This is a genomic window from Kribbella sp. NPDC051718 (assembly GCF_040681515.1).
Classification (GTDB): Bacteria; Actinomycetota; Actinomycetes; order Propionibacteriales; family Kribbellaceae; genus Kribbella.
The window spans coordinates 170,249-184,235 of sequence record NZ_JBFAYZ010000010.1 but is presented as its reverse complement, the minus strand read 5'-3'; the positions used below and the strand labels follow the sequence as shown (position 1 = coordinate 184,235).

The 13,987-nt window shown below is 67.9% G+C and carries 13 protein-coding genes; 7 read left to right on the top strand and 6 right to left on the bottom strand.

The genetic code is table 11. The features are described 5' to 3' along the window. Positions 1 to 77 precede the first annotated feature (77 nt). Together AB0M15_RS32260 and AB0M15_RS32255 are read left to right on the top strand one after the other, a co-directional pair. Positions 78 to 2,462 (top strand): immune inhibitor A domain-containing protein, encoded by a 2,385-nt coding sequence (locus AB0M15_RS32260; RefSeq protein WP_363826565.1) that lies wholly within the window; start codon positions 78 to 80, stop codon positions 2,460 to 2,462. A 113-nt stretch (positions 2,463 to 2,575) separates the two neighbouring features. Continuing rightward, positions 2,576 to 2,887 carry a WhiB family transcriptional regulator gene (locus tag AB0M15_RS32255; RefSeq protein WP_363826562.1) on the top strand — a complete coding sequence of 104 codons (312 nt, stop codon included), beginning with the start codon at positions 2,576 to 2,578 and terminating at the stop codon, positions 2,885 to 2,887. A 100-nt stretch (positions 2,888 to 2,987) separates the two neighbouring features. On the opposite strand, the gene AB0M15_RS32250 is transcribed toward AB0M15_RS32255, so the two are convergent. The 3 genes from AB0M15_RS32250 to AB0M15_RS32240 all read right to left on the bottom strand — a co-directional run bounded on the left by AB0M15_RS32250 (position 2,988) and on the right by AB0M15_RS32240 (position 6,263). Continuing rightward, positions 2,988 to 3,407, bottom strand: a complete 420-nt coding sequence (locus AB0M15_RS32250) for a nuclear transport factor 2 family protein (RefSeq protein ID WP_363826559.1) — start codon at positions 3,405 to 3,407, stop codon at positions 2,988 to 2,990. 41 nt (positions 3,408 to 3,448) lie between these two features. After that, entirely contained in the window at positions 3,449 to 5,356 is a 1,908-nt protein-coding gene (locus AB0M15_RS32245; protein WP_363826556.1) for a penicillin-binding transpeptidase domain-containing protein, read from the bottom strand. A 145-nt stretch (positions 5,357 to 5,501) separates the two neighbouring features. After that, positions 5,502 to 6,263 carry a VOC family protein gene (locus tag AB0M15_RS32240; protein ID WP_363826553.1) on the bottom strand — a complete coding sequence of 254 codons (762 nt, stop codon included), beginning with the start codon at positions 6,261 to 6,263 and terminating at the stop codon, positions 5,502 to 5,504. A 129-nt stretch (positions 6,264 to 6,392) separates the two neighbouring features. Between AB0M15_RS32240 and AB0M15_RS32235 the strand changes: the two genes are divergently transcribed. From AB0M15_RS32235 to AB0M15_RS32220, 4 genes are all read left to right on the top strand, one after another. Beyond that, on the top strand, positions 6,393 to 6,722 hold the full coding sequence (locus AB0M15_RS32235; protein ID WP_363826550.1) for an L-rhamnose mutarotase: 330 nt from the start codon (positions 6,393 to 6,395) through the stop codon (positions 6,720 to 6,722). Between the two features lie 224 nt (positions 6,723 to 6,946). Further along, entirely contained in the window at positions 6,947 to 7,840 is an 894-nt protein-coding gene (locus AB0M15_RS32230; RefSeq protein WP_363826547.1) for a DUF2797 domain-containing protein, read from the top strand. 19 nt (positions 7,841 to 7,859) lie between these two features. Then, the gene (locus AB0M15_RS32225) at positions 7,860 to 8,561 is read left to right on the top strand and encodes a pirin family protein (protein ID WP_363826540.1); all 702 of its coding nucleotides are present in this window, start codon (positions 7,860 to 7,862) and stop codon (positions 8,559 to 8,561) included. A 200-nt stretch (positions 8,562 to 8,761) separates the two neighbouring features. Continuing rightward, complete coding sequence (locus AB0M15_RS32220) at positions 8,762 to 9,226, top strand: hypothetical protein (protein ID WP_363826537.1); 465 nt, start codon at positions 8,762 to 8,764, stop codon at positions 9,224 to 9,226. A 125-nt stretch (positions 9,227 to 9,351) separates the two neighbouring features. On the opposite strand, the gene AB0M15_RS32215 is transcribed toward AB0M15_RS32220, so the two are convergent. Further along, positions 9,352 to 10,815 (bottom strand): trypsin-like peptidase domain-containing protein, encoded by a 1,464-nt coding sequence (locus AB0M15_RS32215; protein ID WP_363826534.1) that lies wholly within the window; start codon positions 10,813 to 10,815, stop codon positions 9,352 to 9,354. A gap of 441 nt (positions 10,816 to 11,256) precedes the next feature. On the opposite strand from AB0M15_RS32215, the gene AB0M15_RS32210 reads away from it, so the two are divergent. Continuing rightward, positions 11,257 to 11,388, top strand: a complete 132-nt coding sequence (locus AB0M15_RS32210; protein WP_363826531.1) for a hypothetical protein — start codon at positions 11,257 to 11,259, stop codon at positions 11,386 to 11,388. A 25-nt stretch (positions 11,389 to 11,413) separates the two neighbouring features. Here AB0M15_RS32210 and AB0M15_RS32205 read toward each other — a convergent pair whose 3' ends face one another. Then, a complete protein-coding gene (locus AB0M15_RS32205) occupies positions 11,414 to 13,162 on the bottom strand; it encodes a HAMP domain-containing sensor histidine kinase (protein WP_363826529.1) in 1,749 nt (582 codons plus the stop codon). Next, positions 13,159 to 13,851: a response regulator transcription factor gene (locus tag AB0M15_RS32200; protein ID WP_363826526.1), complete on the bottom strand. Its 693-nt coding sequence runs from the start codon at positions 13,849 to 13,851 to the stop codon at positions 13,159 to 13,161. Before AB0M15_RS32200 ends, AB0M15_RS32205 begins: the two co-directional genes overlap by 4 nt. Between the last annotated feature and the right edge of the window lie 136 nt (positions 13,852 to 13,987).

The window sequence follows — 13,987 nt, the reverse complement described above, 5'->3', positions numbered from 1 at the left end:
GATAGTTGCCACCGGCTCCTGTCCGGCGCGGGGCCGCCGCTGCGCCTGCCGGCGCCGGCGAACCCCCAGGAGGATGTGTGCGCTTCGAACCCGCACGGACGACGGCCATCGGGGTCTTGAGTCTCGCGGTGCTGACCGGGCTCGGCCAGCTGCCGCAGTCCGTCGCCGGCCCGGCTCCGGCCGACGGTGATGCCCCCAGCGGACCGGCCGCGGTCAAGGCCGGACCTGACGAACTACCCACCGCACTCGAGGACAAGCGCCGGGACCTGCGCGAACGTGCTCTGACCAATGTGCTGAACGGTTCGGCGAAGGTCGAGCAGCGCGGCGCCAGCAAGGTGGTCCGGGTCGGCCGGCAGATCGACGTACCGGCGACCAGCGGCCAGGACAAGCTCGCGGCCAAGCGCAAGGACCAGTACGTCGAGCTGGCGCGCGAGAAGACGGACAAGATCTTCGTGATCCTGGCCGAGTTCGGCAACAAACGGCACCCGGACTTCCCGGACAAGGACACCGACCCGAACACGGACGGGCCGCTGACCTACGACGGGCCGCTGCACAACGCGATCCCCGCGCCGGACCGGAGTACCGACAACTCCACCGTCTGGCAGGCCGACTACTCGCCTGATCACTATCGCCAGCTGTACTTCGGCAAGGGCGACTCGGTGAAGACGTACTACGAGAAGCAGTCGTCGGGCCGGTACAGCGTCGACGGGACGGTCTCGGACTGGGTGAAGGTGCCCTACAACGAGGCGCGGTACGGGCGGAGCAACGGCGTCCCCTGCGACGACAACATCTGCGGCAACACCTGGAACCTGATCAGCGACGCCGTCGGCCAATGGGTCAAGGGCCAGGAGGCGGCCGGCAAGACCGACGCGCAGATCAAGTCCACGTTGGCCTCGTACGACCAGTGGGACCGCTACGACTACGACGGTGACGGCAACTTCAACGAGCCGGACGGGTACATCGACCACTTCCAGATCGTGCACGCCGGTGGCGACCAGGCCGACGGTGACCCGCATCAGGGCGAGGACGCGATCTGGTCGCACCGCTGGTACGCCTTCAGCAACCACACCAGCGGGCCGTCGGCGAACAAGCTCGGCGGTACCCAGATCGGCAGCACCGGCCTGTGGATCGGCGACTACACGATCCAGCCGGAGAACGGCGGGCTCAGCGTCTTCGCGCACGAGTACGGTCACGACCTGGGGCTGCCCGACCACTACGACACCTCCGGCAAGCCGAGTCAGAACCCGGTGAACTGGTGGAGCGTGATGTCGCAGTCCCGCTCGGGCTCCAAGGGCGACGTCGGCATCGGGCTGAAGCCGCAGGACCTCGGCACCTGGGACAAGCTGCAGCTCGGCTGGCTCGACTACGAGACGGTGAAGGCCGGGCAGACCAAGACGGTCGACCTCGGGCCGCACGAGTACAACTCGAAGCGGGCGCAGGGGGTTGTCGTCGTACTGCCGAAGAAGAAGGTGACGACGCAGCTGGTCAAGCCTGTCACGGGTACCAAGTCGTGGTGGAGCGGGACGGGCGACAAGCTGTCGAACACGCTGACCCGCAAGGTCACTCTCCCGGCAGGCAAGGCGTCGCTGGCGTTCCAGGCGAACTGGAAGATCGAGGACTGTGGCGCGGACGCCTGCGACTACGCGTACGTCGAGGTGAACGACGGGTCGGGCTGGAAGGCGATCCCGGGCAGCATCACCAAGGCGGCCGAGGCGAACGGGATCGACGGAGACAGCAAGGGGTGGCAGCCGGCGTCATTCGATCTGTCGGCCTTTGCGGGGAAGACGATCGACCTGCGATTCCGGTATGCGACGGACGCGGCGACGCATGAGCTGGGTTTCTTCGCCGACGACATCAAGCTGACGGCGGGTGGCAAGACGCTGCTCTCCGACGGCGCCGAAAGTGGCGTGAACGGGTGGACCGCGGTCGGCTTCGAGCCGTCCGGGGAGTCGGTGACGCGCGACTACGACAACTACTACCTGGCGTCGAACTACACGTACAACTCGTTCAACCGGTACCTGCAGTACGGCCCGTACAACTTCGTCGGGGCGCCGCGGCCGAACTGGGTCGAGCACTACCCGTACCAGGACGGGCTGCTGGTGTCGTACTGGGACACCTCGCAGAACAACAACGAGACGGCCGTACACCCCGGCGAGGGGCAGTGGCTGCCGATCGATGCGAATCCGGAACCGCGGGTACGGCTCGACGGCGCGTACTGGCGGAGCACGGTGCAGAGCTACGACTCGACCTTCGGGTTGCAGAAGTCGGACTCGTTCAACCTCACCGTGGCCCGTAAGAAGAACTACGTGCGCGGCCAGGACGCGGTACCGACCTTCGATGACCGGTTGAGTTTCTGGACGTCGAAGATCCCGTCGTACGGCGTGAAGGTGCCGCATGCCGGGGTGAAGATCCGGGTGATGAGCCAGCTCGGCACGTCGATGCGGATCGTGGTCTCGAAGTAGTCCACGTTTGGGGGCGGGTACCTGGTCGGGGCCGGCGGCTATGCAGACAGCCGTCGGAACCCGACCAGGTACGAGGTGTCTGTGATGGCTGAGTTGCATCTTCAGGTAGGCCGATGAGGCGCAAACCGCCCGCGGGGGCGGTCACCAAAGCGCCAGAGGGCTTGCCCTCCGCGATGATCGAGAACTGGGAATGGCAGGACCACGCCGCCTGTCAGGGCGTGAACCCCGAGCTGTTCTTCGCCGCCGAGTCCGAACGCGGCCTGCGAAAACGCGCCCGCGAACTCGTCGCCAAGTCACTGTGCGGCACCTGCCCGGTCCGCCGCGAATGCGCCGACCACGCCGCCGTCGTCGGCGAGATGTACGGCGTCTGGGGCGGCATCACCGAAGAAGAACGCGAACCCGCCTTCCACGGCCGCCGCCACTAGCTCAACTCAGTCGAACAGCTCATCGAAGAACGACCTCTTCTTCTTACGCTGCCGATACTGCTGATACCGCTTGTCCTCGTACCGCCTGTTAAGGGACTTCTTAGGAACCACCCGGACGGCTGAGCCGATCGACCCCGCCAACTCCTTGCTCGGTCAGATGTTCCCGCCCCGCAGGCGCTTCGTAGGCCTCCGGCCAGAAGTCGGTCACCCGGACGATGAGCCCACCGGCCAGCTCGAGGTACACGAGCCCGACCATCTCCTCCTCACCGACGGTGAAGTTCATCGACCCGGCGGCACTCTCGCCGTCGACGATCAGCCGGCTCAGCGTGAGCTGCCAGTCGCCTGGGTACTCGCGGTTGAAGCGGACCAGCCGGTCCCGTCCGACGATCCGCTCGGCGGTTTGCGGCATCTCGTAGACGACGTCCTCGGCCAGCACCTCGCCGAAGCCGTCCCAGTCACGTGCGGCCATCGTGTCGAAGTACCGCCGGGCTGTCTCCCGGCTCTGCTCGGTGTCGGTCATGTCGGCGACGGTAGCGACCGCCGCCGACAGTTCTCGACGGACTAGCTGAACTTGCTGATGAAGTTGGCGAGGATGGGGCCGGCTGCCTTGCCGCCGGAGACGCCGCCTTCGACGATGACGGCGAAGGCTACGTCGCCTCGGTAGCCGACCATCCAGCCGTTGGTGATGACCTTGCCGTTGGCGACGACCTCGGCGGTACCGGTCTTGGCGGCGGCGCTGCCGTAGGGGGCCAGGGCGTGCGCGGTGCCGCCGGTGACGGTGGTGCGCATGAAGGTGCGGAGGGCGGCGACGGTTGCTGCGGGCAACGGGCTTGCGGCGGCGCCGGCCGGGTCTTTGCCGGGGACGAGCACCGGCTTCAGCGCAGTACCGTGCTGGACCGCGCCCGCGACGACTGCCATCGCCAGCGGGCTGGCGGTGACGGTGCCCTGGCCGATCATCGAGGCGGCCTCGGCGACGTCGTCCTTGGGCGCCGGTACCTCGCCGCCGTACGCCGGAACCGAGAGCTTCAGCTCCTGCCCGATGCCGAACATCGCCGCGGCCTTCGTCATCCCGTCCGACTTGAGCCGGGCGTGCTGGGAGATGAAGGCGGTGTTGCAGGACTGGTTGAACGCCTTCTGCATCGGGCCGTTGCCGTACGCCGCGAGCCCGTCGTAGTTCTTGAAGGTCTTGCCGAAGACGTTGATCGTGTTGGTGCAGGGCAGCGGCGTGTTGACGGTCAGCCCGCTGCCGAGCAGCGCGGCCGAGGTGACGATCTTGAACGTCGAGCCCGGCGCGTACCGGCCGAGGAAGGCGCGGTTGTAGTTCGTCGGTTGCGGACCGTTCGCCGCGGCCAGGATCTGCCCGGTCGACGGCTGGATCGCGACCAGCGAGGCGGGCAGCCTGCTCGTCGCCAGCGCGGCCTCGGCGAAGCGTTGCAGCTTCGGGTCGATGGTGGTCTTCACCGGCGTACCGGGCTTGCCCTGCTGGGAGAAGACGGTCTTGATGGTCAGCTTGGTCTTGCCGTCGCGCAACGTGACCGTGCCACCCGGCGTACCGGCGAGTTGCTGCTGGTACGAGTACTGCAGGCCCGTCGTACCGACCTGGTCGACGGCCGACGCGGTCGGGCCGGCGTTCTTCAGCGTCTCGGCGGTCGCCGTCTTCATCGTGCCGAGCAGCGAGCGGGCGAAGGTCGGGCTCTCCGCGAGCGACTGGGTGCCGCCCATCGTGAGCACGCCGGGCAGCTTGCCGAAGGTCGGCGCGAGCGCCTGCCACTCGTTCATCCGGATCGTGATCGCGTCCACGAACTGACCGGCCGGGGCCGCGATCGCGCGGGCCTTCAGCTTGGCGCCGTCGACATCGAGCTTGGCGGTGAAGGCCGCGTACGTCGCCGCGGTCGCCACGTTGCCGGAGGCAACTCCGACGATGACGACCTGGCGGTTCGCGGTCAGCGGTTGGCCGTTGCGGTCGAGGATGGACGCGCGGGCCGGCAGCGCGCGGACCCGCTTCAGGTAGTTCGACTCGCCCAGCCCCGGGTAGATGGTGTCGCCGGAGGCCTTGATCTTCCAGCTGTCACCGGTCTTCACGGCGGCCGCCGTGCTCGTCCACTTCATCGTGCCGATGCCGCGCAGGACGGCCTCGACGGCGAGGTCCTGGGTGCAGTTGTTGTCGTCCTCGCATTTCGGGTCGCCCTGTGGCGTCACGGTGACGGACTGCGCCACGAGCGCGGAGTCGACCTCGTCGAGGCGCTTGCCGAAGGTGGCCGGTGTGTCGGTGAGCGCGGCCGCCTCGTCGGGCTTGCCATCCGGCGCCCACGCCTTGACCCAGGCGGCGGCGAAGTTCTTCACCACCTCCGCGGAGGCCTGCTTTTCGTTGTTGGGGTCTGGCTTGCCCCCGCTGTCCGACTTGCTGTCGGTACAACCAGCGGTGACGAGGACGGCACTCAGACAGACGATGGCAGCAGTTCGCTTCACGTTCTCAACTCTCGCACGGCGACGGGTACACACCTGGAACAGTCTTCGGCGTGTGGCCAGCCTGCCACGAGAGGGAAAATACTCACGCGGGCACCGGCCATACCTTCGTACGACGCCTTGCGGCCGTCGCTAGTTGGCTATCGGGTCAGCCGAGTTGGATCACGGCGAAGCGGGCGCCTTCCGGGTCGGCCAGGACGGCCATCCGGCCGAAGTCGGTTTCGAGCGGCTCGCCGAGGATTTCCCCGCCTGCTGTGACGGCCTGGTCGACCGTCTGGTCGGTACTGGCCGCAGCGAAGTAGGGGAGCCAGTGCGGCGGCGTACCGGCCGGGAAGTCGGGGTGGAGCTCGCCGGTGCCCGCGACGGGCTTGTCGGCCGCGTACAAGGCGGCGTACCGGTTGTAACCGCCGATCTCCTCCGCCCGGTAGCCGAAGACGGCAGTGTAGAACGCCCTGGCCGTCTCGAAGTCCTCGCTGAGCGCCTCGCTCCAGACGAGCATGCCGGGATCGGTACTGCGCTCGGTCCCGATGTGTTCGGCGGCCTGCCACAGCCCGAAGATCGCGCCGTTCGGGTCGGCGGCGATCGCCATCCGGCCGTGCGTCTCGACCTCGCGGGTGAGCAGCTCGGTACCCTCGTGGGCCGTCACCGCGTCGAGGGTACGGTCGAGGTGATCGGTCGCCAGGTAGGTGGTCCAGCGACTCGGGAGGTGCTCGGTGCCAGGCTGCTTGGGGCCGATGCCGCCGACGTCCGAGCCGTCCAGCTTGCAGACCCGGTAGTCGCGGGTGCTCTGCTGCTCGCAGTTCCAGCCGAAGAGACCGGCGTAGAAGCGGGCGGCGGCGCACGCGTCGTCGGCGGCGAGATCCACCCAGTTCGGGGTACCGGGCGGCCACGGAACGCTCCGCTCGACCATGGGTCCTCCTGCCGGGAATGCGGTGTCCAGAACAGCCCCTTAACCTGCCAGGGACTACCGGCCACGTCGAGGCGATCACCGGGTGTTCGGATAACGGTTCGATCAAGCCCCGGCGTATCCTGCACGATTGTGACCCGCCTAGCACTGCACAGCCGGCTGATCCCCGGTACCGAAGAGGCCTACGAGCTCGAGCACGCCCGCGTCTGGCCCGAACTGATCACCGTCATGAACCAGGCCGGCATCCACGACTGGAGCATCTGGCGCAGCGGCCGCGACCTGTTCCACCTGGTCGAATGCGACGACTACGAAGCCGCCGTCGCCCAACTCTCCAACGACCCGATCGACCGTCGCTGGCAAGACCACATGAGCCAGTTCGTCGAAAGCTTCGCCCAGAACCCGGACGGCCTGGCCGGCCAATCCCTCCGCCACGTCTGGACGATGAGCGAACAAACCAGCTAGTACGCCGGGTAGCTACCCGCCCACGCGACCTACGCAGCTCGCTCCTTCGTCGCTCCCCGCTCCGGCCGCTCCCACCCACCCCTGGCCTGTACTCCGGCGCTGACTTGGGTGCCGGCTCCGGCGTTGTCCGCCTGGCGAGTTGGCGTGTGCCTTCATCGGTCGCTTCGTGAGAGCCAGCTGTCGGCGGACCGCGGGCTGTCTGTGGGGGGTGGTAGGAATGCTGGATGGCTGCGTGGCGGGTGACCGGGGTTGGGTGGCGGGATGGGGTTGCGCAGCTTGAGTGGGTTGGGGATGGGCGGAATGTCGTTCGGCGGAGCCCATTGCAGGTCGGGGCCGAGTTGGCGTTTGGGTTTGAGGGGGAGCGGCGGTGCGTGGGGTTCTGGCGGGCCGGGCGGCGGCTGGGGTGCTCGACCAGGACGGTGTTGGCGGCGGGCGGGCGTAGTGGGCAATGCATTGACTGTCAGGGGATGGAGCGGGCCAACTCGGTGGCGGCTGATACCCGGTTGGATGATCCTCGGCCGTACAACGTTTATCTGGCTCATCACGGGAGCGTGATCAAGGTCGGGATCACCGCGGTCGAGCGGGGTGAGGCTCGGTTGCTGGAGCAGGGGGCGTTGGCGTCCGTGATGATTTCGGCGGGGAGTTTGGTGGGCGCCAGACGGGTGGAGATGACGCTGGGGGCGGCGCTGGGGTTGCCGGATCGGGTCGGCGTGAGCCGGAAGCGGGCTGCGCGGGTGCAGCCGGGGAGTGCGGCGGAGCGTAGTACCGGGCTCTTGGGTGTGGTTGAGCAGATTGGCGCAATGGATTGGCCCGAGGGGCAGGTTCGCTGTGAGGCGCTCGTCAGCGATCACGTTGCGACGTACGGATTGCCCGATGACGGGCTGCGGGCCGAGGTGGCGATGACCGAGCCGGTGGGGGGTGGGGTGATCGCGGGACGGATCGTCTGCGCGATCGGGAGCGACCTGTACGTGGAAACGCCCGTCGGCCTGCTCTTGCTCGACACGCACCTGCTGGCCGGGTGGACGCTCGGCCGTGCCCCCGCCGGTGCCGAACCCACCGTCCCGCTGGAGAAACTCGAACCGGCGCCGCGGCGAGACGACCAGGAGGCGTTGTTCTGAGCAGTGCGAGACTGGGCGTATGAGTGTCGAGATCCATCGTGCCGACGACCGGTTCCGGACGCAGAGCGACTGGTTGGACTCGCGGCACTCGTTCTCCTTCGGCCCGTACTACGATCCCGCGAACATCGGCTTCGGCCTGCTGATGGTCCACAACGACGAAGTAGTTGCCCCCGGCACCGGCTTCGACACGCACCCGCATCAGGATGTCGAGATCGTCACCTGGGTACTACGGGGAGCCCTGCTCCACCAGGACTCCGAGGGCCACGACGGCATCATCTACCCCGGCCTGATCCAGCGCATGAGCGCCGGCACCGGCATCCAGCACTCCGAACGCAACGACACCGAAGAACCCGTCCACTACGTGCAGATGTGGGTTCGGCCAGGCGAGTACGACCTCACCCCGTCGTACCAGCAGGCAGAAGTCAGCCCGACAGCCGAGTTCATGCCGATCGCCTCCGGCCTACCGAAACACAAAGCCACCACAGCCGTCACCATCAACCAGCCGCGAGCTGGTCTCTCGGTCGCCAGACTCGCGCCCGGCGACACACTCCGGTTGCCGCAGTCGCCGCAAGCCCATCTCTTCGTTGCCGCAGGCAACGTCATCCTGGCGGACGCGGACCTGGGCCCGGCCGACGCCGCCCGGATCCAGGAAGCCGACGGCCAACGCCTGACCGCCGGCCCAGAGGGCACCGAACTCCTCCTCTGGGAGATGACCGACTAGTAGTAGCCCTTGTTGCCGTCGAGTAGTTCTCGGGTTTGCCGGTGTCGTCGAGGGAGTGGGTGGCTTCCTCCGCATCGCAATTAGACATCGAAAGCACGGCGCCGAGCCTTCCCGCTCGTGGATCGGGCGGCTACAGTCCGGCCAACTTGTTCCGCCCACGCCACCGTCGGGGTGGCGAGAATAGGCAGGGGTGATCTGCTGTGAGGACCGTCAGGATTCTGGCCGCGTTGGGCTTGCTGGCCGCTGGGTTGGTCGCCGGTGCTACGCCGGCCGCTGCCAACAGCACCTACTACCTGGTGTCGGCGATCTCGCCATACCCGAGCGGTTGGGGTAGCGCCGAGGGGTCAGTCGTTTTCACCGGCAAACACAAGGCGTTTCAACAGGGCTACGCTCAGGACCACTGTGCCGGTGACGGTTCCGGTGACGGGTACGGCGTGTACGTCCGGTCGAGGGTGATCTGGGGGAACGGCGCGTACTCGGAGTGGTCGCCGTGGCAAGGGGACTCGTCCGGGTGCGCGGACCACACCGAGGGCTTCCTCGACTCCGGGTTCTCGAACCCGGACAGGAACATCCTGCGGATGGAGGTCCAGTTGTGCCTGCGCGACGTCCAGCGCAACGACGTCATCAACTGCGACCTCGCCTCCTTCCGCAACCAGTACATCTGAGCGATGGACGGTCTCGGAAGCCCAGGAAAAAACGGGACTCCGGCCGCTCGGTGGGCGGTCGGAGTCCCTATCAGGGAGGTGCTCCGCCGTCCCCGGGGGGGATAGGGACGACGGAGATCGGGGGGTCAGCCGGTCGGGTTTCCGTTGTCGGAGCCGAGGGTGGCTTTGACCTGTTGCGACTTGCCGCCGCGGGTGAGGGTGATGGTCACCTCATCGCCCGGGCGGTGCGAACGGACCGCGGCGACCAACGCGTCCCCTGACGCGATCACCTTGCCGTCGATCGCGGTGACTACGTCACCGGTCTTCAGGCCGGCCTTGTCCGCCGCACCGCCGGACGTCACCTCGCCGATCGTCGCCCCTTGCTGGAACGCCGCGGAAGACTGCGCGTCGCCGACGCCCACTCCGAGCCGTGCATGTGTGGCCTTGCCCTTGGCCACCAGCTCGTCGATGATCGGCTTGGCCTGGTCGATCGGGATTGCGAAGCCCAGGCCGATGTTGCCGCCTTCGGATTGTCCCGATCCTCCGGCGGTCTTGATCGCGCTGTTGATTCCGACCACTTGGCCGGCGAGGTCGATCAGTGCGCCGCCCGAGTTTCCCGGGTTGATGGCGGCGTCTGTCTGGATTGCTGGGAAGACCGTCGTACTGTCCTGCTGCTCGTCGCCCGAGGTGACCGGCCGGTTGAGCGCGGAGACGATGCCACTCGTCACGGTCGCCTCCAGCCCGAACGGCGAACCGATCGCGACGACGCCCTGGCCGACGCCGAGGGTGCCGCTCTTGCCGAGCACGGCCGGCGTGAGGTCGTTGGCGTTCGCCCGGATCACCGCGAGGTCGGTCAGTGGGTCGGTACCCACGATCGTCGCGTCCAGCGTCCGGCCGTCGTTCAGCATCACCTGGATCTTGCCGCCGTTGCCGGCGCCCGCCACCACGTGGTTGTTGGTGACGATCAGGCCGTCCTTGCTGATCACGATCCCGGAACCGGTGGCCGCGCCCTGGGAGGTAGCGACGCCGATCTTCACCACGCTCGGCAGCACCTTGGAGGCCGCGTTCTGCACCGAGCCATCGGGCGCGGAGACCGGCGCTGCCTGGCTGCCGTTGAGCGGCGCCGTCACCGACGGGGACGAAGTATTGGAGTCGTTGGTAGCCGAGTAGACGGCCGCGGCGCCGACACCGCCGGCGGCACCGACCAGCAACGCGGTGGCTGCCACCAGAGCCAGACCTCGCCGCTTCGGCGGCTTCGGGGGCTCGGACTGGGCCGGTTGCGGGCCGAACGGCCAGTTCGGGCCCGGTGACGCCCCCTGATGCGTCCCGGACATCCCGAACTGCCCGCCCTGTTGGTGAGCAGCACCGCCACCGCCCGTGGGGTGCTGCCCTGGCCACTGTTGCCCACCTTGCGGCGCGTACTGCTGCTGCTGGTGCTGGCCGTAGCCACCCATCGGCAGCTGCTGTGTGCGCTCAGGTGAGCCCGAGCCGTACGCCGGCATCGCAGGCTGCTGTGCTTGCTGTGCAGGCTGGTTTCCGAACGTCGAACCCTGCGCCGGAGTGTCGTCACCGGGCTGGTTCTGCGGCTGGGGCGGCTGGTTCTCGGTCATGGGTCAACCTTCGCGGCTGCACCTGAGAACCCGCTGAAGATCCCGTCAGAGCTACCGAAGAACTCCATGAAGATCCGCTGAAGAAACCTTCATCGCGGCCTCAGTGAAGCTCCACCCGACCTGAACGAAAATCTAACGTGACGGAAGTAGGCTTTCGGCGGCGAGATGGCTAGTGTTTCCCGTGTCGCAAGACAGAAGATCACCGAGGAGAAGGAGAGGACGACATCACCAGGATCGCCCGCCGGGGCTGAAGTTCGCCGGGCGGGTACCGCAGTCCCATCGTCGTACGGAGGTGGTTCTCGGTTACGCAGTCAGCGATCCCCGCTGGGATCGGCCGGTACGGCGAAACAGCGGTAGCAGAGGCCGGCTCAGGAGCTGGTAGTTGGTGAATAGTCCAAACCCAGGGCCCCGGCGCACAGCGCCGGGGCCCTCGACACGGTGGTGGCATCACCCCAAGCCGGCAAGTGGAGCACCGCCCTCGACGCGGCCTGCCGGATCATCATCCTCGAGGACGAGCTCGCCGACGCATTGCGGATCAACGCCGAACTCTGCGGCGACGACGAGCAGAACTGATCCGAACTACCGGACGTACCTGCGATCAGCGCGACTGCGTGGCGGCGTGCGGCAACCAGAGGGTGAACTGGGCGCCGGCGTTGGGGGCGTTGCGGGCGTAGATCATGCCGCCATGTTGTTCGGCCGCGTGTTTGACGATCGCGAGGCCGAGCCCGGAGCCTGGGCGGCTGCGCGCTTCGCTGGAGCGGTAGAAGCGCTCGAAGACGTGCGGTAGGTCGGCTTCGGCGATGCCCGGTCCGCTGTCGGTGATGGTCAGTACGCCGTCCAGCAGGCGAACGCTGACCCGCCCGAGTGGCTCGCCTTCGGGCGGTCGCGGCACCGAGTCGTCCGGGATGCTGTACTTCGCGGCGTTGTCGAGCAGATTCGTCACGGCTCGCCCGAGCAACCGCTCGTCACCCCAGACCGGGAACGGCGACAGCTTGACGTCCCACTCGATACCCGAGGCGCGGCGACGCACCTTGATCAAGGCGTCCTCGACGACGTTCTGCATCTCGATCAGCTCGGCATCCCGCACCTGCGGGGTGTCGCGAGCCAGCTCGGTCAGGTCGCCGATCAACGCGGTCAACTCGTCCATCTGCGCGCGGACATCGTCGAGCAGTTGTTGCCGGTCCTCGGCACGCAGCCCGCCGCGCTTGTCCGCCTGTGCGAGCAGATCCAGGTTGGTACGGATGCTCGTCAACGGCGTCCGCAACTCATGCCCCGCATCACCGACCAGCCGCCGCTGGCGGTCCTGCGACCGGGCCAAAGCAGCCAACATCGCATTGAACGCCACCGCCAGCCGGGTGATCTCATCCGATCCCGTCACCGGAATCGGCCGCAGATCCTCGGTCCGCGCGATCGTCTCCGCAGCCCCGGTCAACCGAGCCAACGGCCTGAGCCCCGACTGCGCAATCGCATTCCCCGCCAACGCCGCCCCAATCACCCCAAGCAGACCGACGGCCCACAAGACGATCCCGAGGTTGTGCAGAGTCCGGTCGATCGGCTTCAGAGACTGCGCGACGACCAGCGCGCCCGGCTCGAACTCGTCCGAGTCGCACCGTTGCTGGCCCGGCAGGGGACAGAACGGGGTTGCCACCGCGATCACCCGGTAGTGGGGGCCGTTCCGCACCCCGACCGTTCGGATACTGGGCTCGCTGCTCTGGTTCACGGCGACTGCCAGCTCCTCCGCGCCCATCGGCGGCGTCGTGCCCTTCGCGCCGTACCGCAGCCCTTCAGCGGTGACCAGCCCAAGCTGGATGTCGCTCAGGCCGAGGGCCTCTGGCGGTACCTCCTGGAGGATGGTCGGGTTGGTGAGCGTGCCGTTCTTGGCGGCCTGCCCGGCCCGGTCGGCGAGACTGGCGTCCAGGTTCCGGTACATCTGCTGCCGGACCGTCATGTACGCCGAGATGCTCACGATCATCACGGCCAGGCCGACCGTGACGGCGGCGAGCAGCGTCACCCGGGCGTGCAGGCTCAGCTGGTGCAGCTTCTCCTGCCACCAGCCCTGCGTCCGCACGGCGGTGGCGACCATCCGGTTCCCGTTGCCCGAAGGTCCCGCTGGACCGGACCCGCCTGGATCGGTCTCGGTCGGATCGCCTTGCGCGGACCCTGCCTGCGCGGCTCCACCTGGGCCGCGGCGGGCGGCGTAGTCCGGTCGTGGCGAGGACTGCGGAGCACCGCCGGCCGTATAGCCCGTCGGCCGAGCGCCGGGGCGGTTGTGGCCGGGGCCGAGCTCGAGGGTTTCTTCGTCGGCGACGTATTTGGGGAAGTCGTCGGGTGGGGGTTGCGTGGTCACGGTGGGGTGTCTCTCAGGACGTAGCCGATGCCGCGGACCGTGTGGATCAGGCGGGGCAGTCCGTCGACCTCGGTCTTGCGGCGGAGGTAGCCGATGTAGACCTCGAGCGAGTTCGCCGTGGTCGGGAAGTCGTAGCCCCAGACGGCGTCCAGGATCACCGCGCGCTCGAGCACCCGGCGCGGGTTGCGGATCAGCAGCTCCAGCAGGGAGAACTCGGTCCGGGTCAGCGGGATCGGGGTCTGGCCGCGGTGCACCTCGTGCGCGTCCACGTCCACCACCAGATCGGCGTACTGCAGAACCTCACCGCGTGGGCCGCCCTCGCCCGGCGTCGTACTCCGTCGCAGCAGCGCCCGCAGTCGAGCGAGCAGCTCCTCCAGGGCGAACGGCTTGGTCAGGTAGTCGTCGCCGCCGGCGTCCAGCCCGTCGACCCGGTCGGCCACCGCATCGCGGGCGGTCAGCACCAGGATCGGCACGTTGTTGCCCGCGGCCCGCAACGCCTTGGTGGTCTCCAGCCCGTCCAGGCGGGGCATCATCACGTCCATCACGACCACGTCGGGCTCGACGTTGCCGATCACCGCGAGCGCCTCGGCGCCGTCGGCGGCGGTCACCACCTCGAAGTCGTTGAACTCCAGCGAACGGCGCAGCGAATCCCGGACCGCCCGGTCGTCGTCCACCACCAGTACCCGCATCTCGCGCTCCCGCTCGCCACTGTCCTCGAAGGCGGGGCTCGGCCGAACTCCGCGTCACGAGGTTATGCCGTCTGTTTGAGAATCGGCTGAGAACCCCGCTGATCAGTCGCGAAGGAGGCCGGTCCGACGTAGGTTT

What these genes read in the sequence shown, in the direction of transcription:
- AB0M15_RS32255 (WP_363826562.1), top strand. Translation starts at nt 2,576, where the DNA reads ATGAGGCGCAAACCGCCCGCGGGGGCGGTCACCAAAGCGCCAGAGGGC.
- AB0M15_RS32250 (WP_363826559.1), bottom strand. Translation starts at nt 3,407, where the DNA reads ATGACCGACACCGAGCAGAGCCGGGAGACAGCCCGGCGGTACTTCGAC.
- AB0M15_RS32240 (WP_363826553.1), bottom strand. Translation starts at nt 6,263, where the DNA reads ATGGTCGAGCGGAGCGTTCCGTGGCCGCCCGGTACCCCGAACTGGGTG.
- AB0M15_RS32230 (WP_363826547.1), top strand. Translation starts at nt 6,947, where the DNA reads ATGGCTGCGTGGCGGGTGACCGGGGTTGGGTGGCGGGATGGGGTTGCG.
- AB0M15_RS32225 (WP_363826540.1), top strand. Translation starts at nt 7,860, where the DNA reads ATGAGTGTCGAGATCCATCGTGCCGACGACCGGTTCCGGACGCAGAGC.
- AB0M15_RS32215 (WP_363826534.1), bottom strand. Translation starts at nt 10,815, where the DNA reads ATGACCGAGAACCAGCCGCCCCAGCCGCAGAACCAGCCCGGTGACGAC.
- AB0M15_RS32200 (WP_363826526.1), bottom strand. Translation starts at nt 13,851, where the DNA reads ATGCGGGTACTGGTGGTGGACGACGACCGGGCGGTCCGGGATTCGCTG.